Consider the following 22,101-nt stretch of genomic DNA (forward strand, 5'->3'; position numbering starts at 1 on the left):
CCTGCGTCAAGCACCGGTCCAGGGCGTGTAGTCGATACCGCTACCGATGGTTCCGATCACCTGGGCCTGGTTCTCGAAACCTTCGCTGAATTCCATCAGGATCTGCTCGCGGCTGCTGTCGACGATACGTCCCACCCAATACGCGTAACCGGCGGCATCCGGTGCGCGGTCGAGGATGTTCTGGTACAACTTGGTCAGGAACTCGCCATCGCTCGGGTTCGCGCCGTACAGTTTGTCGAACTCCGGCTGGTTGGTGATGAACTCCCTGGATACCTGCAGCAGGCTGCTGCCTTTTTCCATGCGATTGATCCAGTAGCCCATGCCGGTCGTGTCCGACGGACGGCCGAAGACAGCCTCGTACAGGCGGTAGACCTGGCCGCCGATGCCGTCGATGTCGATCGCCTTGAAGCCGTCGCTGAACTCGATGCGCTCGACATTGACCAGGTTATCGGTGCCCAGCGCGCCGCTCTTGTCGGTGACGCCAACCCCGTAGATGCCGCGTGTGATCGTGAAGTCGGTGCTGGCGCCGTTGTAGACGACCGTATCGATGCCGCCCATGCCGTCGATCGCGTTGTTGCCGGCTCCCGGCGTAAAGCGGTTGTCGAGCTGGTTGCCGGTCTGGTTGAGCGCGCTGTCGATGGTGAAGTCGAGGTAGGCTGCCGCACTGGTGGCGTTGCCGGCCTTGTCCACGGACGAGACCAGCGTGCGGTACACGCCGTTGGGCAGCGCCACCGAATCGATCTGCCAGGAGCCATCCGCCTTGGCCACGGCGCGGCCGATCTCGGTGGCGTCGGTGACCCGGACCAGCTGGATCGTGGAGCCGGCTTCGGCGTTGCCGCTGAAGACCGGCTGGTTGCCGCCCTGGGTCATCGTCATCGACGAGGAAGGCATGATCGGCGCGGTGGCGTCGACGCTGAAGGTGACCGACGCGCTGTACGGCGACACGTTGCCGGCGGCATCGGTCGCGGTCGCGCGCAACGCGTAGTTCTGGCCATCGCCGAAGATGCTGTCGGAGGGGCCGGAGAACAGGCCGTTCGCGTCGACGCGCAGCTCGGCCACCAGCTTGTCGCCGGCGTACACGCGTACCAGCGAATTCGGCTCGGCCGAACCGGTGATCAGGGGCCTGCTGTAGGAAGTGTAACCCGCAGCGTTCTTCAGCACCGTCACCGTCGGTGCGCCGGGCGCGACGTTGTCGGCCACGAGCTGGGACCGCCCGTAGCTCGCGTCGGTGAAGCTGAACTGCTCGATATTGCCCAGGGTGACCACGCCCAGCGCCGCATGGGTCAGGACCACATTGCCGCCGGCGTCCTGGCCGATGAGGTATTCGCCGCGCGCGCGGCCGAACACGACCGTATCGATGCCGGCGCCGCCGTCGATGATGTCGTTCCCGCCCATGCCGACAAAGGTGTCGTCGGCCGCGGTGCCGGTCAGGCGATCGGCGCCCGACGTACCGGTAAAGTAGCGCCCGCCTGCAACCGAATTGATGCCGAGCGCGCCGCCCAGGCCGTCGCCGCCGTACAGCCAGTTCAGGGCCGCGATGTCGTACGGGCTGAAAGTGCTGTAGGGGCCGCCGACGTCGGTGTAGGACATCAAGGTGTTCGCGGTGTTGTCGCCGCTCGCCAGGTGGACGTCGTCCTCGAATGGATGCTTCAGGCCCATCGCATGCCCCAGCTCGTGCAGCAGGGTCTGGAAGCCCATGCCGCCCGGTGTCAGGTCACGGTTCTCCGCGCGCCATTCGACGTTGTCGAGGTACACATAGGCATTGGCCGAATAGGCGGTCAGCACATTGCCCGCGCCATACGAATAACTGCTTTGCCAGCTGCACAGGCCCGTGGTATTGCTGGCCTCGATGTTCAGGTTCGCCAGGTGGATCTGGGCGCTGCCGCCGTTCGTGGTTTCCACGAACTGGATGCCGGTGATCTTCTGCAGGTAATCGAAGGCGGAGCGGGTGGCGAGCTGCTGCGCCTGGGTAAAGGCTTCCTGTCCGCTCACTGCCTTGCCGCTCGTCGGATCGACCTCGTTGCCCGATGTAACCGAGAACGTGTAGAAGAGCGTGTTTGCCGACGCGCCCATCAGGTAATTCCAGTCGGGGCCGCTGTCGAGCAAAGCGTCAATGTGGTTCAGCCCGGATCGGGGCGTAATTTCGAGATCGGAAACGGTTGCCATGCGCGAAAATAGTAGGAAAGTGGATGCTGGTGCTCAAAAGATGAGCTCGCTTTCCGGAAAGTATTTCCTGCGGCACAGATGAAGTCAAATAAGAATTTCAATCGTGCGCACCCTTTGACAGCCTGGCAAGGCTTATGCGCAACGTATCCATGCCAGACCTCGAAAAACTTATGCTTTCGGCATTGCCAGCAGCGCCTTCAGGCTGGCCAGCCTTTCTTTCGGACTCAGGATTTCGGTTTCCTTCGGCGGGGCGTCGCCGACGTCCAGCGCCATTTCCTTGATGAAGCGCGAGGGCTCGCAATGCACCAGCTCGCCGGCGCGCTTGCGCTTCTTGCACCAGCTCAGGCGCAAGGTACGCTGGGCGCGCGTAATGCCCACGTACATCAGGCGCCGCTCTTCCTGGATGCGCGCGGCCATGACTTCCACCGGCGCGTCCGGGTCGCCCTTGTGCGGCAGGATGCCCTCTTCCACCCCGACCAGGAACACGTGCGGGTATTCCAGGCCCTTGGAGGCGTGCAGGGTCGACATGCGCACCGCATCCTGTTCCTCGTCCTGGCCCTCGAGCATCGACATCAGGGCCACCATCTGGGTCAGCTCGAGCAGGTTCTTTTCCTCGCCGTCGCGGTCGCGCCCGCCACGGCCGCGCTCCTTGAGCCAGTTCGTGAACTCGAGCACGTTCTGCCACTTGGCCTGGGCCGCGCGGTCGTCGAAGTTCTCGTATAAATAGTGCTCGTAGTTCATCTCCTTCATCATGTCATCGAGCACCTCGGCGGCGTTGTCGCCGCTGCCCGAGGGGCCGGGCCGGGTGGCGCGGTCTTCCAGCTCCAGCAGGAAGCGGCAGAAGTCGCGCAGCGGCGCCAGCTGGCGCTCGGCCAGCTTGGCCTCCAGGCCGCCCTTGCGCGCCGCCTCGAACAGCGAGCAGTTCCACTGCTTGGAGAATTCGCCCAGGGTCTCGAGCGTGGCCATGCCGACCCCACGCTTCGGCGTGGTGACGGCGCGGATGAAGGCCGGGTCATCGTCCTGGTTCGCGATCAGGCGCAGGTAGGCGATGATGTCCTTGATCTCGGCCTTGTCGAAGAAGCTCTGGCCGCCCGACATGGTGTAGGGGATGCGCTCCTTGCGCAGGGCTTGCTCGATCACGCGCGCCTGGTGGTTGCCGCGGTACAAGATCGCGTAGTCGGTCCACTTGTTCTTGCGCTGGAAGTGGTCGGCCGAGATCATGATGGCGATCTGCTCGGCCTCCTGCTCGTCGCTCTGCATGCCCAACACCTCGATCGGCTCGCCCAGGCCGTGTTCGGACCACAGCGACTTCTCGAACAGCTTCGGGTTGTTGCCGATGACGGCGTTGGCCGCCTGCAGGATGCGGGTGGTCGAGCGGTAGTTCTGCTCCAGCTTGATCACGCGCAGGTCGGGGAAGTCGGTCTGCAGGGTTTTCAAGTTTTCCACCGATGCGCCGCGCCAGGCGTAGATCGCCTGGTCGTCGTCGCCCACCGCCGTGAACATCGGCTTTTTACCGAGGCCCGTGACCAGCAGTTTCACCAGTTCGTACTGGCAGGTATTGGTGTCCTGGTACTCGTCCATGAGCAGGTAGCGCAGGCGGCGCTGCCAGCGGTCGCGGATCGGTTCGTTGTTGCGGAACAGCTCCACCGGCAGGCGGATCAGGTCGTCGAAGTCGACCGCCTGGTAGGCCTGCAAGGTGGCCAGGTAGCTACGGTAGACGCGCGCCGACATCGCCTCGTCTTCATCCTTCGCATTGCGGATCGCGTCTTCCGGATCGACCAGGCCGTTCTTCCAGAGCGAGATCGCGTTCTGGATGCGGCGGATTTCCTGCTTGTCGGTGGTCAACGCCAGGTCGGACACGACGGTGTAGCAATCGTCGCTGTCCATGATCGAGAACTTGTCCTTGAGGCCGACGCCGGCCGCTTCCTGCCGCAGGATCTTGACCCCGAGCGAGTGGAAGGTGGAGACGGTCAGCTGCTTGGCCTGCTTGGGCTGCTTGAGCAGCTTGGCGATACGCTCCTGCATCTCGAGCGCCGCCTTGTTGGTAAAAGTGAGGGCGGCAATCGTGCGCGGGTCGTAGCCGCGGTCTTCGATCATGTAGGCGATCTTCTGCGTAATGACACGTGTCTTGCCCGAGCCGGCGCCGGCCAGCACCAGGGATGGGCCGTCGAGATAGAGCACGGCTTCGCTCTGCGGCCCGTTGAGGCCGAATTTGGGTGCGTTGGACATGGGAAAGATTTCTGCAGAATGGCCGGGTATTGTAAGGCTGAGTCGACCGGCGCGTTAAAATGAATCCATGAAAAAATTGCTTGTCATCTTGTTTGCAACATTGCTCAGCCTGCCGGCAAGCGCCGCACCGCTGCTCGTCGCTGCCGCCAGCGACCTGGCGTATTGCATCGATGAGCTGGCGGCGGCCTTCCGCCAGCAAGCGCCGGAAGCCGAGCTCAGGATTTCCACCGGCGCCTCCGGCAATTTCTTCGCCCAGATCCGGAATGGCGCGCCCTTCCAGGTGTTCCTGTCGGCCGACATGATGTACCCGACCCAGTTGGCCAGGCTGGGCGCCGCCGACGGCGCCAGCCTGCGCCCGTATGCGCTCGGCCGTATCGTGCTGTGGACGCTGGACGCCCGGGTTGACGTCAGCCAGGGCCTGAACGTCTTGCGCGATCCGCGCATGATGCAGACAATCAGCCGCATCGCGATCGCCAACCCGGACACCGCCCCCTACGGCCGCGCGGCCAAGGCGGTGCTCGAGCGCGACCGCTTGTGGGAAGCGGTACAGCCGCGCCTGGTCATCGGCGAGAACATCGCGCAGGCGGCCCAGTTCGTCCAGACCGGCAATGCGCAGGTGGGCATCGTCTCGCTGGCCACGGTGCGTTCCCCGAAGTTGGCCGGGGTCGGGCGTTACCACCTGATCAGCGACGCCGGGCTGCCCCCGATCGAACAGGGCGCCATCGTCACCCGCGCGGGCGCCGGCCAGCCGCTGGCGGCGCGCTTCGTGCGCTTCCTGGGTTCGCCGGCGGCGCGCGCCATCCTTGCGCGCCACGGCTTCGGCCTGCCGCCAGCCGGCAACTGAGATGACCGAACTGTCGGTGTCGGGCTTCGCCTTTCCGCCCGAGCTTTGGGCCGCGCTCGGCCTGACCCTGCGGCTGTCGCTGGTGACCGCGCTGGTGCTCCTGGGGATCGCCATCCCGCTGGCCAACTGGCTCAACACCAGCCGGATGCGCGGCATCCTGTTCATCGAAACCCTGGTCAGCCTGCCGATCGTGCTGCCGCCAACCGTGATCGGTTTCTACCTCTTGATGCTGATGGCGCCGCAGCAGCCGCTGGGCGCGGCCTGGCTGTCGGTATTCGGCCATCCGCTGCCATTTTCGTTTGCCGGACTGGTGGCCGGCTCGGTGATCTACAGCCTGCCGTTCGCGGTGCAGCCGATCCAGTCGGCCTTCCGCAACGTCAGCCGCGACCTGGTGCAGTCGGCGCTGGCCCTGGGCCTGACCCGGCGCCAGGCCTTCTTCTCGATCGTGCTGCCGCTCTCGCGCAACGGCATCCTCACCGGCCTGTCGCTCAGCTTCGCCCACACGATGGGCGAGTTCGGCGTGGTGCTCATGCTGGGCGGGAATATCCCGGGCCAGACCCGGGTGGCCTCGATCGCGCTCTACGACGAGGCCCAGAAACTCAACTACGCGGCGGCGCACGCCTACGCGCTGGTGCTGCTGGCGATCTCGTTCGCGATCCTGGTGGCGATCGCGTTCTTCCAGCGCAAGCAGCATGCGCTCTATATTGGCAACAACTGAACACCGGGGCGACGCCGCGCTGTCCGATCGGGTAACATCACGCCCTTGTGGCGCCGTGCGCCAGGGCTTTTTTGGACTGCCTCATGAAATTCGAACATCTCATCCAGATCAACGATCCCCTCAACCCGCTGATCGACACCATCTCGATCGAACAGCTGTGGCGCGGCCTGGTGCTGCGCGCCGAGTCGCCGACCATGTTCGTGCCGCACCTGGACGAATGCACGATCGGCGAACGCACCAGCGGCAGCTTCCAGCGCCGCCTGCGCTACGGCGACCTGGTGGTCGACGATGTCGTGCATATGACCCCGCTGAAGGAAGTGCGCTACGAAGTGCCGGCCCAGGGCGAGATCGCGGCCTCGAGCCTGCGCATGATCATCGAAGCGCCGGGCGATGCCGTCCTGCTGCTGCGTTTCTGCTACGACGACGGCCAGGGCGAGCACACCGACCCGGCCAACGCCATGTACGACGACTTCAAGCGCTCGGCCTACCAGGAAGCCGACATCGACACCGTGCGCATCCTGCGCCAGCTGGCCGGCGAGGGCAAGCTGGATGCCAGCTATTTGAATTGACGTGAATTTGTAGGGTGGGCGGGTCTCCCGCCCACGCGTTCAAACAGTCGTTGATGCGTGGAGCGGCAACGATGTTCCAACACCGGCTGAACGCGTGGGCGGCGAAGCCGCCCACGCTACGGTAACTCGCGTCGCTTACGTCCCCGGCTCGGTATCGGCCGCGACGATTTCGCTCTCGCCCTTGGTCAGGGAATGCGCCAGGTCGCGCAGCGCGGTGCGCACGCCCTCTTCGATGACCGGGTGGTAGAAGGGCATCTCCAGCATCTGGTCCACCGTCATGCGCATCTGGCAGGCCCAGGCCAGCGTGTGCGCCAGGTGCTCGCCGCGCGGCGCGATCATCTCGGCGCCCAGGAAACGGCGCGAGCCATATTCCGCATACACGCGCAGCATGCCCTGGTTCTGCAACATCACCCGGCTGCGGCCCTGGTTCGCAAAAGAAACCGCGCCGACCGCGAACTTGCGTTTGCCGCCTTCGCACAGGCTGCGGTAGTTCGCCCCCAGCGTGGCGATGTTCGGTTCGGTGAAGGCGACCGCGATCGGCGTGCGGCGCAGGCCGGGGCGCACGTCCGGGTAGCGGCCGGCGTTGTCGCCGGCGATCTTGCCGTGGTCGGCCGCGTCGTGCAGCAGCGGCCGCTCGTTGTTGGCGTCGCCGGCGATGAAGATGTGGCTGTTTCCGCACTGCATGGTGCGGGCATCGAAACGGGGGATGCCGTCCTCGCCGCGCTCCAGGCCGGTGTGCTCCAGCCCGATATCATGGACGTTCGGTGTGCGGCCGGCCGCCATCAGCACGAACTGGAAGCGTTCGGTCTTCTCCACACCCATGGCGTCGCTGACGGTGAGCGCCACTTCGTCCCCTTCCTCGCCGTTGACCTGTTCCGCGCCCACCACCTTCGACTGGAACTGGATGTCGAGTTCTTCCGCCAGCACACGGGTGGCGCTGTGCAGCACTTCCGGGTCGCTCAGGTGGGCGATGCTGCCGCCGCGCGCGAAGAATTTCACGCGCACGCCCAGGCGATGCAGGGCCTGGCCCAGCTCCAGGCCGATCACGCCGGTGCCGATCACGGCCACCGAGCGCGGCAGGTCGTCCCAATAAAACACGTCGTCGCTGGTGACGATGCCCGCGCCGGCGTTCTCCAGCGCCGGCAGGCGCAGCGGCGTCGAACCGGTGGCGATCACGACGCGTCCGGCGCTGATCTCGGTGTGCTCGTCGACCATGAGCGTGTGCGGGCCGGTGAAGCGCGCATGGCCGCGCAGCTTGTCTTCCTCGGGGTAGGCGTCGACGCCTTCCAGCACGAAGCCGACGAAGCGGTCGCGCTCGCGCCGCACGCGCTCCATCACCGCGCGGCCGTCGATGCGGACCTCGCCCGCATGCACGCCGAAGGGCGCGCTGTGCTGCATCGTATGCGCCGCCTCGCTTGCCGCGATCAGGAGCTTGCTCGGCATGCAGCCGACCCGCGCGCAGGTGGTGCCGTAATGACTGCCTTCGATGACGACCACCCGCGCGCCCTGCGCCTTTGCCGCCCGATAAGCCGTCATGCCGGCAGTACCGGTACCGATGACGGCAACGTCCACGTCCAGTTTGTTCATGTTTTCTCCATGCCTTGTGCGGCGCATTGTATGTCGAACCCGATGCCGAAACGATACGCGATTTTCAGTCGTGCCGCCGGAAGCGGGCCAATGTGCCACCATGTGCGCGTTCGGATGGGGAGAGGCGATGCTGGAGACGCTCAAGGATCTGCTGAAGCCGCCGCCCGGCATGGCGTTCGACTTCAGCCAGCCGGCCGGCGAGCCGGCCCTGGCCCCGCGCGACGGCGTGGCCTGGCGGGTGTTCGCCAATCCGGTCGTCCTGTTCGTGGGCGGGGTAACGGCGGTGCTGCTCGAGCTCAGCGAGCCGTCGGTACGTTCGGGCGTGTGGGACCACGGCGGCTTCCAGCGCGATCCGGGCAAGCGCCTGCGGCGCACCGGGTTTGCCGCGATGATGACCGTCTACGGCCCGCGCTCGGCGGCGGAGAAGATGATTGCGCGGGTGGTGCGCATGCACGAGGGGGTAAGCGGATTCACGCCCGCCGGCCTGCCCTACCGCGCCAGCGATCCGCGCCTGCTCGACTGGGTGCAGGCAACGGCCAGCTTCGGCTTCAGCGAGGCATATCACCGTTATGTCCGCCCGCTGTCGGCGGCGGAAAAGGATGCCGCGTTCGCCGAAGGCGAAGCCGCCGCCCGGCTGTACGGCGCGAGCGGCGCCCCGCACTCATGGGCCGCCTGGGAGGCGCTGCTGGCCGCCACCGCGCCCGGCCTGGAGGGCTCGCCCATCCTGGCCGACTTCATGCGCATCGTCGGCGCGGCGCCGCTGCTGCCGGCGCCGCTGCGCGCCCTGCAAGGCCTGCTGGTGCGCGCCGCCGTGCACATCACCCCGGAACCGGTGCGTTCGCTGCCGCAACTGCGCGGACACGGCCTGCGCCCTGGAGAGGCGGCGCTGGTGCGGGCCCTGGCGCGCGCCAGCGCGCTGCTGCCGCTGGGCGACACCCCGCCGCTGCAGGCCGCCCGGCGGCTGGGCGCATCCGACGGCAAGCTCAGCGCGCCATCTGGTGCTCGATCCCGAAACTGAACTTCACCTGGACCAGCGTGTCTGCCGGCATGCCGCCGGGGTGCGGATAACGCTGCAGGGCGCGGTTGGCGACCGCGCTCAGCGCCGTCTCGAAACCGTCGCCGATCCTGCGCGTCTTGCGGTCGCGCAGCGTGTCGGCACTGACCCATCCGACCAGCTCGTACTCGCGCGCGTCGCCGCGCTGCAGCTCGATGCGCGGCACGCCCGCCAGGAAGCGCAGGGTCACGTCGCCGCCGATGCCGTGGGCGGCCGCCAGCTCGGGGTATTTCACCTCGGCCGCGATGGTGGACAGGACGCCGGCGACGTAGTTGCAGGCCGCCAGCCGCGCTGCCGGCCAGGCCTGCAAAGCCGCGACGAAGCGGTCGGGGTCGGCCCTGGCGTCTTGGGGCACCGCGCACCAGTTCAGCCTGAAGCCCGGCGTCTGCCAGGCCCACCAGAGGGCGGCCGCGACATCATGGCCGCTGGCCGGGTCGGCGTAGCCGGCCGCGATCCGCGCCGCCCCTTCCTTCTCGCCCGCTCCGTGCGCCTGGGCGTAGAAGCTCACCGCGCGCGCCCAGTCGCGCTTGACGCAGATGCCGTTCTCGTACATCGACCCGGCCAGCAGGACAACTTCGGGGTAGCCGTTTTTCAGGCCGCTCTTGAGCCGGTCCACGGCCTGGCCGCAGTCGCGTGCGGCGATGCTGCCGCGGATGCCGTCGACGGCCAGGGCCCCGGAACGGGTCCCGGCATGGGCGTTGGCTGCGGCGCCAAACAGGGCAAGCAACAGGGTGGCAATGGTGGACGGGCGCATGCTTGGCTCTCTCTCGTGGCAGGCGAACAGTCTAGCAGTGCGGATGGCGCCGAATTCTCTCCGATCGCCACCTGTGCTCAGATATCGAGCGGATCGACCTCGAGCGACCAGCGCACGCGCGACTTCATGGCGCGCAGGATCTCGACCCACTCGCGCAGGAACGCCTGCAGCGCCGGACGCGATGCGGACTCCACCAGCAACTGGGCGCGGTCGACGTTGTGCACGCGCGTCATCGTCATCGGAATCGGGTCGTTGATCATCACGGCGTCGGACGGCAGGCTGTCGCGCGCCGACTCCAGGAAGGCCACCGCGTTGGCCAGTTCGGGCGCCTCGGCGCGCAGCAAGGCCTGGTACATGAAGGGCGGCAGGCCGGCCTGGCGGCGTTCTTCCAGCAGGCTGCCGGCGAAGCGGTCGTAGTCGTGGCGCACGACGGCGCCGTACAGCGGGTGGCTGGGGTACCGGGTCTGGACCAGCACCTCGGACGCCGCGCCGGCGCGCCCGGCCCGCCCCGCCACCTGCATCAGCTGGGCGAACAGGCGCTCGCTGGCGCGGTAATCCTGCGAGAACAGCGCGGTATCCGGATTCAGGATGCCGACCAGGGTCAGTTTCTTGAAGTCGTGGCCCTTGGCGACCATTTGCGTGCCGACCAGGATGTCCACCTCGCCCCGGTGCACGCTGTCGAAGGCCGCCTGGGCACTGCCCTTCAGGCGGGTGGAATCGGCGTCGATGCGCAGGATGCGCGCCTCCGGGAACATCGCCGCCAGCCCTTCCTCGATGCGCTGGGTGCCGCGTCCGAGCGGCTGCAGGTCGACGTTGCCGCAGGTCGGGCAATGGCGCGGAATGCGCAGCTCCAGGCTGCAGTGGTGGCAGCGCAGCCGGTGCTCGGGGCGATGCAGCACCATGAAGGCGGTGCAGCGGGTGCAGTTGCTGATCCAGCCGCAGGCGTCGCAGCTGATCACCGGGGCGTAGCCGCGCCGGTTCAGGAACAGCAGCGACTGTTCGCCGCGGTCCAGGCGCTGACGCAGCGCCGCGATCAGGGTGCCGGTGAGGCCGTCCTTGGGGCGGTCGCGCTCGGTGTCGACCAGCTTCACGCTGGGCAGCACGGCGTCGCGCACGGCGCGCTCGCGCAGTTCCAGCTTGCGGTAGCGGCCGGAAGCGGCATGGTGCCAGCTCTCGAGCGAAGGCGTGGCCGAACCGAGCACGATCGGAATGCCCAGCTGGTGCGCGCGCCATACCGCCAGGTCGCGCGCCGAATAGCGCAGGCCTTCCTGCTGCTTGTACGAGGGGTCGTGCTCCTCGTCGATGACGATCAGGCGCAAGGAGGGCAGCGAAGACAGGATCGCCAGGCGCGTGCCCAGCACGATGCGCGCGCGGCCCTGGTGGGCGGCCAGCCAGTGCAGCATGCGCTCGCCCTCGGACAGGCTGCTGTGCAGGGTGGCCAGCATCACGCCGGGAAAGCGCGCGCGGATGTTCCCTTCCAGCTGCGGCGTCAGGTTAATCTCCGGCACCAGGATCAGGATCTGGGCATCGGCATCGCGCGCCAGCACCTGGGCGCAGGCCTGCAGGTACACCTCGGTCTTGCCGCTGCCGGTGACGCCGTACAGCAGCATCGGCGCGAAGCCCTGGGCGCCGCCGATGGCGCCCGCGGCCTCCTGCTGCGCCGGGTTCAGCACCGGCATGCCGGAAGGCGTGGGCTCATGCGGCGCGGTTTCCTTTGCCAGCTTTTTCAGCGCGCGATCGAGCGCCACGGTCTTGGGCACCCGCAGGTTCTTCGGCAGGCCCGGCAAGGCCACCTCGCCGAGCGGGCGCTGGTAGTAGTCGGCGGCGAAGCGCGCCAGCGCCAGCCAGCGCCCGGACAGCGGCGACAGCTGGCTGCGCACGGCGATGGCATCCTTCAGCTTGTCGAGCGGGACCTCGGTCTGCTGCTTGATGGCGACGATCAGGCCCACCACCTCGCGGCGTGCGAACGGCACCAGCACCAGCTGGCCCACCGCGGGTGCCTCGCCCGGCTGGCATTCCCAGCGGTAGTCGAAGCAGCTGTTGAGCGGTGTATCGAGCGCGACCTGGAGGAAGCAGTGTGCCAAATCAACCTTCCTTAATGAGGAGCGGCAGCAAGACCAGCGAGTGGTCAATAAGCTGTGGAAAACTTTGTGAATAGCGTGGTACTTGACCCCGTGCGAGGTTTACGTTAGATCAACTCGGCTCGCTCAATTCACTGAAACAACAAGAAATTATCTAACAAAATCAATTACTTGCAAACCAAGAGTTATCCCTGTTAACAAACTGGGCTGGAATCGGCTTGCTGTGCATAACTGCACATGTGCATTGGGAAAACGCGTTGCGGTGCACCAGAATCTTCAGACCTTACTTGAAGAGTTGGGCTAAGTCCGCGTAAACCAAGCACTTTTCACAACTTACCGATCATCCTGTTGATAACTTTGTGAACAATGGACAAAAGGCCGGGACAATTTACCTGCAAACCTGGCTGCCTACTGTGTATACCTACAGTTCGCGATGAAAAAAACGCTTAAGAATCATTGATTTACGTATTTTCATGCCAGGCAAAGATGTCCACAGGAATAATTTTGTGGTTTGACGAACTTGTGAACAAGTGTGATTTTGCTGTGGCAATGCGATCGGCCCGGCGCGGGCCGATCGCCAGGCCATCCGGCGGCCCTCAGGCGGCGCGCTGCCGGCGGCTGAAGCTGTGTACAGCCTCGACCATGGCCGTCACCGACTCCGGTGGGGTGAACTGGGAGATGCCGTGGCCCAGGTTGAACACGTGGCCATGGCCGGCTGCCGGTGTGCCGTAAGCCGCGAGCGAACGCTCGACTTCGGCGCGGATCTGCTCCGGCTCGGCGAACAGGATGGCGGGGTCGAGGTTGCCCTGCAAGGCGACGCGGTCGCCCACCAGCGCGCGCGCCTTGCCCAGGTTGACAGTCCAGTCCAGGCCCAGCGCATCGGCGCCGATGTCCGCCATCTCGTCCAGCCACAGGCCGCCGCCCTTGGTGAACACGATTGCCGGGATGCGCACGCCATCTTTCTCGCGCTGCAACTGGCCCAGCACCTGGCGCATGTAGTTCAGCGAGAATTCCTGGTAGGCGCCGTCGGCCAGCGCGCCGCCCCAGGAATCGAAGATCATCACGGCCTGTGCGCCGGCGTCGATCTGGGCGTTCAGGTACTGGCTTACCGCGCGCGCGTTGACGTCCAGGATGTGGTGCATCAGGTCGGGGCGCGCATACAGCATCTTCTTGATGGTATGGAATTCGCGCGAACCGCCGCCCTCGACCATGTAGCAGGCCAGGGTCCACGGGCTGCCCGAGAAGCCGATCAGGGGCACGCGGCCGTTGATCGCGGTGCGGATCTGGGTCACCGCCTTGAAGACATAGTCGAGCGACGCCATATCCGGTACTTCCAGGGCGCGCACCTCGGCTTCGGTGCGCAGCGGACGCTCGAACTTCGGTCCTTCGCCGTCGGCGAAGTACAGGCCCAGGCCCATCGCATCCGGCACGGTCAGGATGTCCGAGAACAGGATCGAGGCATCCAGCGGATAGCGGTCGAGCGGCTGCAGCGTGACCTCGGTGGCGAAGTCCGGATTCTTTGCCAGCCCCAGGAAGGAACCGGCCTGCTTGCGCGTGGCGCGGTATTCCGGCAGGTAGCGGCCCGCCTGGCGCATCAGCCACACCGGGGTGTAGTCAGTCGGCTGGCGCAGCAGCGCACGCAGGAAGGTGTCGTTCTGGAGCGGGGCAAATTGTGGCATGGCTGACAATGAAAGCGGAGGGAAAACCTCTATTATCGCATCCTTGCCCCCCCACTTATAATGCGTTTTTCGCGCGAGGAAAGAAGCAGCCATGACCAAACAGCAAGCACCCTGCGGCACCTGGACGTCTCCGATCAGCGCATCCACCGTGGCGGCAGGCGCCACGCCGCTGGCTTCGATCATGCTCGACGGCAGCGATCTGTACTGGCTGGAGGGCCGCGCCAGCGAGGCCGGGCGTTCGACGCTGGTGAGCGCCCGGGGCGAACTGACGCCGGCGCCGTTCAACGTGCGCAGCAAGGTGCACGAATACGGCGGCGGCGCCTACACGGTGAGCGGCGGCGTGGCATGGTTTTCCAACCATGCCGACAGCCGCCTGTATCGGGTCGAGCCCGGCGCCCGGCCGGTGCCGCTCACGGCCGCCGACAACCGGCACCGCTACGCCGACTTCGTGGTCGACGCGCCGCGCCGACGCCTGATTTCGGTGCGCGAAGACCATTCGGCGGGCGGCCACTACCCCGACAACACGATCGCCGCCATCGGTGTCGACGGCAGCGAGACGGTGCTAGTGGACGGCAACGACTTCTATGCCGCGCCGCGCATGTCCCCCGACGGCCGCCAGCTCGCCTGGCTGTGCTGGGACCATCCGCGCATGCCCTGGGAAGGCACCGAGCTGTGGCTGGCCGATATCGCCGACGACGGCACTTTGCTCAATGGCCGGCTGGTGGCGGGCGGACCGCAGGAATCGGTCAGCCAGCCGGAATGGTCCCCTGGCGGCGTGCTGCACTTCGTGTCCGACCGCAGCGGCTGGTGGAACCTGTACCGTTTCGAGCACGGCGTGGTGCAGGCGCTATGCCCGCGCGAGGCGGAGTTCGGCGGCCCGCTGTGGACCTTCGGCGGCTCGCTGTACGGTTTTGCATCGGGCGACGAGATCGTCTGCGCCTATATCGAGGGCGGCGTCAGCAAGCTGGCGCGCCTGCGCGACGGCCGCCTGGTCGACGTGGCCACGCCCTATGAAGAAATCCGCGAACTGCGCGTGAACGGGCACACGGTCGCGCTGCTGGGCGGGGCGCCGACGATTGCGCTCGAGCTGGCGCGGATCGAACTCGACCCGCATCTCGACCCGCATCTCGACCAGGATCTCGACCAGGATCTCGACGGCGGCCGGCACCAGGTGCTGGCGCGCTCGATCGCGCAGCTGCCGCCGGTCGGCTACCTGGCGGTGCCGCGTTCGATCAGCTACCCGAGCGCCAGCGGCCGTAGCGCCTACGCCTTCCACTATCCGCCGACGAATGCCGATTTCGCGCCGGCCGCAGGCGAACTGCCGCCCCTGATCGTCATCGGCCACGGCGGCCCGACCGGCATGGCGGCCAGCACCCTGAAGCTGGCGACCCAGTTCTGGACCAGCCGCGGCTTCGCCGTGCTGGACGTGAACTACGGCGGCAGCACCGGCTTCGGCCGCGCCTACCGCGACCTGCTCAAGGGCCAGTGGGGCGTGGTCGACGTGGAAGACTGCGTGGCCGGCGCGCGCCACCTGGCCGAGCAGGGCCTGGCCGACCCCGCGCGCCTGTTGGTGCGCGGTAGCAGCGCCGGCGGCCTGACGACCCTGTCCGCCCTCGCCTTCCACGACGTGTTCAAGGCCGGCGCCTGCTACTACGGCGTGTCGGACCTGGCCGGCCTGGACGCCGATTCGCACAAGTTCGAGTCGCACTACAACCAGTACCTGATCGCACCGCCCGAACGCGCCGAACAGGTCTACCGCGAGCGTTCGCCGATCCACCACACCGACAAACTGAAGCGTCCGATGATCTTCTTCCAGGGCCTGGACGACATGGTGGTGCCGCCGCAGCAGTCCGAGACCATGGTCGAGGCGCTGCGTGCACGCGGGGTGCCGGTGGCCTACATCACCCTGGAAGGTGAAGGCCATGGCTTCCGCAAGGCCGAGAGCGTGATAACAACGCTCGAAGCGGAACTGGCGTTCTACCTGCGCGTGTTCGGCATCCCGGTGCCGGCCGGCCTGCCCGAGGTGGAGATCGAGAACCTGCCGGCTGCATGAGTTTTCACGATCTCGATTCCGGCGAGCAGGCGATCCTGTCCCTGCTCGCCCTCAGCGGCGAGCCGATGGGCCGCCAGCGCATCCTCGAACACCTGATGGCCGCCGGCCTGCCGTTGCCGTCCGAGCAGTGGGCGGCCGAGCTGGCGCAGCTGCGCGAACTGGGCTTGACCATCGATGCCGGCGAGCGCGGCGCCGCCATCGCGCCCGGCGCCGTGTGGCCGGCCATGGCACATGCGCTTTCCAGCGAGCTGTTCACGGCCCTGCGCGCGGCCTACGAACACGTCACGCCGCTGCGCCGCGACTGGCAAGGCACGCCCGTCCTGCGCAGCTACCGCCAGGGACTGGCCCTGCTGCGCATGGCGCTGCTGGCCGGCGAGAACGGCAGCGCGGTCACGCCCCTGCTGGCGGCCTGCCTGCGCTGCCACGAAGCGTCCTACCTGCATCCGCTGGTCGAGGTCTGCGCCCGCCCGTTCGAACCAGGCCTGATCGAGCGCATCGATCCGTCGCTGCGCGACGGCGTGCTGGCGGTGCTGGTCCAGCATGCACAGCGCGAACCCGCGCTGGCGCCCGCGCTCCGCGCGGCCGCCGAAACGTATGCGGCCCAGGGCGACCCGTCGATCGCGCTGCGCATCGCCCTGGGCGAACACTTGATCCTGTGCGGCCGCCTGGACCAGGCCGCGGCGCTGCTGCAGGACGTCGATGATGCGGCGGGGCTGTTCCTGCGCCATGTGATCGCCCTGCTGCGCGACGATACCGACCTTGCCCTGCCCGGCATCGAGGCGGCGCTCAAGCAGCTGCGCCGCGAGACCGGCAAGCGCAAGGCGATTTTCGACGGCATCGGCGCCCACCTCACCCTGACCGCCCTGCTGCGCAGCAAGCAGCCGCCGCAGCTGAAACTGGCCGACGCCTGGCTCGACATCGCCACCCGCGCGGTGCAGCGGCCGGAGACGGCGGTCGTGTTTCAGCTCAGCATGCTGCAGGAGATCCGGCGCGGCACCGTGGACACCGGGGTGCTGGCCTCGCGCAGCTGGGAGATGGCGCTCGAGCCTTTTACGTTCCGCGCGCTGATGCACCACTGGCTCGGCCTGTCGCAATTGCAGGGCAAGCGCAAGGACATCGAGGACATGCTGGCGCTGTCCGAAGGCGCCGGCTTCGACCTGCTGTCGGCGCAGCTGGCCGGGCTGCTGGGCCAGATGGGCGGTCCGGGCGCCGTCGCTTACGAGGTGCGCGCGGGTGAACTGCGCCGCGCGCACGGTTTCACCGACCTGACCCACTGGTTCGAGCGCGAGGAGCCCTGGGAGCGCCAGCTCAACGCCCTGATCAACCTGCAGCCGGCCCTCAACACCGAGGTGGTGCGCGAATCGCGCCTGGTGTGGATGATCCGCTACGACGAGCACATGGGCGTGCGCGAGCTGGAGCCACGCGAGCAGAAACGCGACGCCCAGGGCGGCTGGAGCCGCGGCCGCGCCCTCGGCCTGAAGCGCCTGGCGGAAGAAGCCCAGACCCTCGACTTCCTCACCGCCCAGGACCTGCAGGCCGTCGCCAGCATCGCCGGCCGGCGTTACTACGGCAGCACCGGCATCCGTTTCGAGTTCGAACGGGACAAGGCCGTGGCTGCGCTGGTCGGCCATCCGCTGCTGTTCTGGATGGACTCGCCCGGCACCCGGGTCGAACTGCTGCCGGGCGAGCCCGAGCTGCACGTGAAGGCGCGCGGCGGCAAGGTCACGATCTCGCTGCATCCGGCGCCGGGCGAGCAGGACGGCGAGGTGATCGTCACCCGCGAGACGCCGACGCGCCTGCGCCTGGTGAGCGTCAAGGAAGAACACCGCCGCATCGCCGCCATCGTCGGCGACGGCCTGGAAGTGCCGGTGGAGGCCGAGCGGCGCGTGCTGCGCGCCATCAGCGCGATCTCCTCGATCGTCACGGTGCAGTCGGACATCGGCGCCAGCCCGGGCGACATCGAACAGGTGGCGGCCGACCCGCGCCTGCACCTGCACTTGCGCCCCTACCAGCAGGGCCTGAGCATGCAGGTGCTGGTGCGCCCGCTGGAAGGCGGCGCCTGCTATACGCCCGGCGCCGGCGCGGAAAGCGTGATCGCCGACGTCAACGGCGTGCGCCTTGAAGCCCGGCGCGACCTGAACGCCGAGCGCGAGGCCGAGCGCCAGCTGGTGGGCGCCTGCCACGCGCTCGAACACGGAGAGCTCGAGCATGGCGAATGGCTGCTGGGCCAGCCCCTGCTGTGCCTGGAGCTGGTGGACGAACTGCGCAGCCTCGACCCGGACAAGGTCGTGGTGGCATGGCCGGAAGGCGAAAAGTTCCGCGTAACCAAGCGCGCGAACGCGAAGTCGGTGCGCATCCAGATCCGGCGCGACCGCGACTGGTTCGCGGCCAGCGGCGACATCGTCGTGGACGAACAGCGCGTGCTCGACCTGCGTTCGCTGCTCGAACGTGTACGCGAAGGCAAGAGCCGCTTCGTGGCGCTGGGCGACGACGAATACCTGGCCCTGAGCGACGAGCTGCACCGCCGCCTGATGGAGCTGGCCGATTACGGCAGCATCCACGGCGACGAGCTGCGCATGCATCCGCTGGCCAGCTTCGCGCTGGCGGAGCTGGCGCAAGATGTGAGCAATGCGGCCGGCAGCGTGGAAAGCGATGCGGCCTGGCGCCGGCACTTGCGGCGCATCGCCGAGAGCGAAGCCTTTACGCCCGCGCTGCCTTCGACCCTGCAGGCCGAACTGCGCGACTACCAGCGCGAAGGCTTCGAATGGCTGGGGCGCCTGGCCCACTGGGGCGTGGGCGCCTGCCTGGCGGACGACATGGGGCTCGGTAAAACGCTGCAGGCCCTTGCCCTGCTGCTCACCCGCGCGCCCGACGGCCCGGCGCTGGTGGTGGCGCCGACCTCGGTCTGCCTGAACTGGATCGCCGAAGCCCAGCGCTTCGCGCCAACCCTGAACTTGACGCTGTTCGGTCCGGGCGAGCGCGCCGCGCTGCTGGAGCAGGCCGGTCCCTTCGACGTGGTGGTGGCCAGCTACGGCCTGCTGCAACAGGAAGCGCCGCTGTTCGCGAAGAAGCCATGGCACAGCATCGTGCTGGACGAGGCCCAGGCCATCAAGAACATGCACACCAAGCGCTCGCAGGCCGTGATGGCGCTGCGGGGGGAGTTCCGCATGGCGGCCACCGGCACGCCGCTGGAAAACCACCTGGGCGAACTGTGGAACCTGTTCAGGTTCATCAACCCGGGCCTGCTGGGCAGCGCCGACCAGTTCCAGCTGCGCTTTGCCGGCCCCATCGAAAAAGCACAACAGGGCGGGAAAGACCGGCGCGCCGAAGCCGGCGCCAGGAACCGCCTGCGCCGCCTGACGCAACCCTTCATCCTGCGCCGCACCAAGGCCCAGGTCTTGACCGAGCTGCCGCCGCGCACCGAGATCGTGGTGCCGGTCGAACTCACCCAGGAAGAAAGCGCGCTGTACGAGTCGCTGCGCCGCGACGCGCTCGACAAGCTGGCCGCACTGGAGGCACCGGAGAGCCAGAAGTCGATCGAGATCCTGGCCGAGATGATGCGGCTGCGCCGCGCCGTCTGCAATCCGGAACTGGTGGCGCCCGGCGCCGGCATCGCCAGCAGCAAGCTGATCGCGTTCGCGCGCCTGGTCGACGACCTGCTGGAGAACCGCCACAAGGTGCTGGTGTTCAGCCAGTTCGTCGACCACCTGAGCCTGATCCGCAAGTACCTCGACGGCAAGCACATCCCCTACCAGTACCTCGACGGCGCCACCCCGATGCAGGAACGCAAGCGCCGCGTCGACGCCTTCCAGGCCGGCGAGGGCGAGCTGTTCCTGATCAGCCTGAAGGCGGGGGGCGTCGGCATCAACCTGACCGCGGCCGACTACGTGATCCACATGGACCCGTGGTGGAACCCGGCGGTGGAAGACCAGGCCTCGGATCGCGCCCACCGCATGGGCCAGCAGCGGCCGGTGACGATCTACCGGCTGGTGGCGCGCGGCACCATCGAAGAAGGCATCGTCGAGCTGCACCACCGCAAGCGCGACCTGGCCGACAGCCTGCTCGAAGGAACCGAGGTCGCGGCGCGCATGTCGCCGGGCGAGATGCTGGCCATGTTGAAGCAGGGGCTGAGCCTGTCGTAGGGTGGCCGGCGGCCACCGCCCTGCACCGGCAGATACGCCGTTCGGGCGCAGTTATTTGCGCGCTTGATTGCGCAGTTAATTAATCAACCACGCCGGCCGCGCCCACGTGTCGGAATGTTTCAAGCGCCCGCAAGCGGCCTGAATAATGCTACTCTTCCGTGCTTTCCGCCTCGCGCTTGCCGCGCGGGTGAGCGCCGACCTTTATATTTGCAGGGTTCGAACAGAATGATGAAAACCAAGATCGCGCTGGCAGTCCTGCTGGCGAGTTTCGCGCTGGCGCCGGCCAGCGCCAAGCCCACCAAGTCCACCAAGGGCAAGGCAAAAGCCGCCAAGGTGGTCAAGTCGAAAACCAAGAAAGTGAAGGCCCCGGTCCGCAAGAAGGCGGTGGCCGCTGCGGCGCCACGGGCGTCCGAAATGCGCCTCGACCGTCGCTTCGATTCCATGAGCATGCAGTACCTGACCGCCCTGTGGCGCGTCGATCCGGAAGGCGGCATCTACGTCGGCAAGTTCGACCAGGCCGCCAACCTGACCATCCCGGACGCGGCCACCCGCGCCAGGAAGCTGGCCTTTGCCAACGAGTGGCTGGCCAAGTTCAACAAGCTCAATACCAGGCAGTTGTCGGCGCGTCAGCGCACCGACCTGGCCCTGCTGGTGAACAAGCTGGAGAAAGACCGCTGGAACCTGACGACCTGGCGCGAGTACGAGTGGAACCCGGCGCTGTACAACATCGCCCAGCCGCTCGACCTGATTCTGAACACCGAATACGCCGCCACCCCGCAGCGCCTGCGCACCATCCTCAAGCGCCTGGCCGGCGTGCCGGCCTTCTACGAGGCGGCGCAGGCCTCGATCGTCAACCCGACCCGCGAGCACACCCAGCTCGCCATCGCGCAGGCGCCGGGCACCATCGCGGTGCTGGCCGACCTGGGCAAGGCGGCGCAGGAGTCGATCCTGACCCCGCAGGAAAAGGCGATCTTTGCGCTACGCGTCGCCAATGCCGGTACCGCGGTGCTGGGCTACGTCGACTTCCTGAGCGCGCTCGACAAGAAAGCCGCGGACGGCAGCGTCAAGCCGCGTCCGTTCCGCGCCGGGAAGGAACTGTACGAGCAGAAGTTCGCGCTCGAGATCCAGTCCTCCAGCAGCGCCGAGCAGACCTTCCGCAAGGCCCTGGCCACCCGCGAAGAGCTGCTCGCCCGCATGGACGCCATCTCGGACGAACTGTGGCCGCGCTACCTGGCAGGCGTGGCCAAGCCGCGCGACCGCTTCCAGAAGATCGGCATGATGATCGACAAGCTGTCCGAGCGCCACGTCGCGCGCGAGAACTTCCTGCCCGAGATCCGCCGCCAGATCCCGGCGCTGCACAAGTTCGTCACCGAGAAAAACCTGCTCACGCTGGACGCCGACAAGCCGCTCGAAGTGCGCGAGACCCCGATGTACCAGCGCGGCGTGGCCGGCGCCAGCATCGACGCCCCGGGTCCCTACCGTCCCAAGGACAAGACGTATTACAACGTCACCCCGCTCGACAGCCTGCCCCCGGCACAGGCCGAGAGCAGCCTGCGCGAGTACAACGAATGGATCCTGCAGATCCTGAACATCCACGAAGCCATCCCCGGCCACTATGCGCAGCTGGTGTATGCGAACCGCTCGCCCTCGCTGGTGAAATCCCTGTTCGGGAACGGCGCCATGGTCGAGGGCTGGGCCGTGTACGGCGAGCGCATGATGCTGGAGAACGGCTACGGCGACAACGCGCCCGAGATGTGGCTGATGTACTCGAAGTGGAACCTGCGCAGCGTGACCAACACCATCCTCGACTATGGCGTCCACGTGCTCGGCATGCAGCAGCCCGAAGCGATCGACCTGCTGGTGCGCCAGGCCTTCCAGACGCGCCAGGAAGCCGACGAGAAGTGGCGCCGGGTGCAGCTCACTTCGGTGCAGCTGACCAGCTACTACAGCGGCTACGAGCAGATCATGGCACTGCGCGAGCGCCGCAAGCAGCAGCTCGGCGAACGCTTCGACCTGAAGGAATTCCATGACCAGTTCCTCAGCTACGGCAATGCGCCGGTAAAAATGATCGCTGAGCTGATGCAGTAACAATGCATTGATTTTGCACAGGAAACCACCTGTGCAAAAGCGCACAAGCGGCGTGCTCGCGCGCTCGCTTGTGTGCAATGTCTCCGGGGCTAGAATGGGTGCAAACCCATACAACATGCCGGAGACCTTCATGACTT

The 22,101-nt window shown here is 67.0% G+C and carries 13 protein-coding genes; 7 read left to right on the plus strand and 6 right to left on the minus strand.

Annotated elements, in window-relative coordinates; all coding sequences use genetic code 11:
- Positions 1-6 precede the first annotated feature (6 nt).
- Together IM543_00350 and IM543_00355 are read right to left on the minus strand one after the other, a co-directional pair.
- Entirely contained in the window at positions 7-2,073 is a 2,067-nt protein-coding gene (locus IM543_00350) for a DUF4214 domain-containing protein (GenBank protein ID QOY94418.1), read from the minus strand.
- Positions 2,074-2,334: 261 nt separating this feature from the next.
- Positions 2,335-4,395: a UvrD-helicase domain-containing protein gene (locus IM543_00355; protein ID QOY94419.1), complete on the minus strand. Its 2,061-nt coding sequence runs from the start codon at positions 4,393-4,395 to the stop codon at positions 2,335-2,337.
- 67 nt (positions 4,396-4,462) lie between these two features.
- On the opposite strand from IM543_00355, the gene modA reads away from it, so the two are divergent.
- From modA to IM543_00370, 3 genes are all read left to right on the plus strand, one after another.
- On the plus strand, positions 4,463-5,239 hold the full coding sequence (gene modA / locus IM543_00360) for a molybdate ABC transporter substrate-binding protein (protein ID QOY94420.1): 777 nt from the start codon (positions 4,463-4,465) through the stop codon (positions 5,237-5,239).
- A 1-nt stretch (position 5,240) separates the two neighbouring features.
- Positions 5,241-5,957, plus strand: coding sequence for a molybdate ABC transporter permease subunit (gene modB / locus IM543_00365; GenBank protein QOY94421.1), 717 nt, complete (start codon positions 5,241-5,243; stop codon positions 5,955-5,957).
- Positions 5,958-6,040: 83 nt separating this feature from the next.
- Positions 6,041-6,526, plus strand: a complete 486-nt coding sequence (locus IM543_00370) for a DUF1857 family protein (protein QOY94422.1) — start codon at positions 6,041-6,043, stop codon at positions 6,524-6,526.
- A 135-nt stretch (positions 6,527-6,661) separates the two neighbouring features.
- Here the strand turns inward: IM543_00370 and IM543_00375 are convergent, their stop codons facing one another.
- Positions 6,662-8,113 (minus strand): dihydrolipoyl dehydrogenase, encoded by a 1,452-nt coding sequence (locus tag IM543_00375; GenBank protein ID QOY94423.1) that lies wholly within the window; start codon positions 8,111-8,113, stop codon positions 6,662-6,664.
- A gap of 127 nt (positions 8,114-8,240) precedes the next feature.
- Between IM543_00375 and IM543_00380 the strand changes: the two genes are divergently transcribed.
- Positions 8,241-9,131: a DUF2236 domain-containing protein gene (locus tag IM543_00380; protein QOY96448.1), complete on the plus strand. Its 891-nt coding sequence runs from the start codon at positions 8,241-8,243 to the stop codon at positions 9,129-9,131.
- Here IM543_00380 and IM543_00385 read toward each other — a convergent pair.
- The 3 genes from IM543_00385 to IM543_00395 form a co-directional block, all read right to left on the minus strand.
- Positions 9,097-9,921 (minus strand): hypothetical protein, encoded by an 825-nt coding sequence (locus tag IM543_00385; GenBank protein ID QOY94424.1) that lies wholly within the window; start codon positions 9,919-9,921, stop codon positions 9,097-9,099. The two genes, IM543_00380 and IM543_00385, sit on opposite strands and share 35 nt — an antisense overlap.
- 77 nt (positions 9,922-9,998) lie before the next feature.
- On the minus strand, positions 9,999-12,005 hold the full coding sequence (locus IM543_00390; protein ID QOY94425.1) for a primosomal protein N': 2,007 nt from the start codon (positions 12,003-12,005) through the stop codon (positions 9,999-10,001).
- Between the two features lie 593 nt (positions 12,006-12,598).
- Entirely contained in the window at positions 12,599-13,681 is a 1,083-nt protein-coding gene (locus IM543_00395) for a uroporphyrinogen decarboxylase (protein QOY94426.1), read from the minus strand.
- A 91-nt stretch (positions 13,682-13,772) separates the two neighbouring features.
- Here IM543_00395 and IM543_00400 point away from each other — a divergent pair, with 91 nt between their 5' ends.
- The 3 genes from IM543_00400 (at position 13,773) to IM543_00410 (ending at position 21,964) form a co-directional block, all read left to right on the plus strand.
- Positions 13,773-15,734, plus strand: a complete 1,962-nt coding sequence (locus IM543_00400) for a S9 family peptidase (protein QOY94427.1) — start codon at positions 13,773-13,775, stop codon at positions 15,732-15,734.
- A complete protein-coding gene (locus IM543_00405) occupies positions 15,731-19,876 on the plus strand; it encodes a DEAD/DEAH box helicase (GenBank protein ID QOY94428.1) in 4,146 nt (1,381 codons plus the stop codon). Before IM543_00400 ends, IM543_00405 begins: the two co-directional genes overlap by 4 nt.
- A gap of 225 nt (positions 19,877-20,101) precedes the next feature.
- Positions 20,102-21,964 carry a DUF885 domain-containing protein gene (locus tag IM543_00410; protein ID QOY94429.1) on the plus strand — a complete coding sequence of 621 codons (1,863 nt, stop codon included), beginning with the start codon at positions 20,102-20,104 and terminating at the stop codon, positions 21,962-21,964.
- Positions 21,965-22,101: the final 137 nt, after the last annotated feature.

This window comes from Massilia sp. UMI-21, from assembly GCA_015277795.1.
Classification (GTDB): domain Bacteria; phylum Pseudomonadota; class Gammaproteobacteria; order Burkholderiales; family Burkholderiaceae_D; genus Telluria.

Coding starts and splice junctions, on each gene's coding strand:
- IM543_00355 (QOY94419.1), bottom strand. CDS start 4,395: ATGTCCAACGCACCCAAATTCGGCCTCAACGGGCCGCAGAGCGAAGCC.
- IM543_00395 (QOY94426.1), bottom strand. CDS start 13,681: ATGCCACAATTTGCCCCGCTCCAGAACGACACCTTCCTGCGTGCGCTG.
- IM543_00410 (QOY94429.1), top strand. CDS start 20,102: ATGATGAAAACCAAGATCGCGCTGGCAGTCCTGCTGGCGAGTTTCGCG.
- IM543_00380 (QOY96448.1), top strand. CDS start 8,241: ATGCTGGAGACGCTCAAGGATCTGCTGAAGCCGCCGCCCGGCATGGCG.
- modB (QOY94421.1), top strand. CDS start 5,241: ATGACCGAACTGTCGGTGTCGGGCTTCGCCTTTCCGCCCGAGCTTTGG.
- IM543_00350 (QOY94418.1), bottom strand. CDS start 2,073: ATGGGCGCGTCGGCAAACACGCTCTTCTACACGTTCTCGGTTACATCG.
- modA (QOY94420.1), top strand. CDS start 4,463: ATGAAAAAATTGCTTGTCATCTTGTTTGCAACATTGCTCAGCCTGCCG.
- IM543_00370 (QOY94422.1), top strand. CDS start 6,041: ATGAAATTCGAACATCTCATCCAGATCAACGATCCCCTCAACCCGCTG.
- IM543_00400 (QOY94427.1), top strand. CDS start 13,773: ATGACCAAACAGCAAGCACCCTGCGGCACCTGGACGTCTCCGATCAGC.
- IM543_00385 (QOY94424.1), bottom strand. CDS start 9,921: ATGCGCCCGTCCACCATTGCCACCCTGTTGCTTGCCCTGTTTGGCGCC.
- IM543_00405 (QOY94428.1), top strand. CDS start 15,731: ATGAGTTTTCACGATCTCGATTCCGGCGAGCAGGCGATCCTGTCCCTG.
- IM543_00375 (QOY94423.1), bottom strand. CDS start 8,113: ATGAACAAACTGGACGTGGACGTTGCCGTCATCGGTACCGGTACTGCC.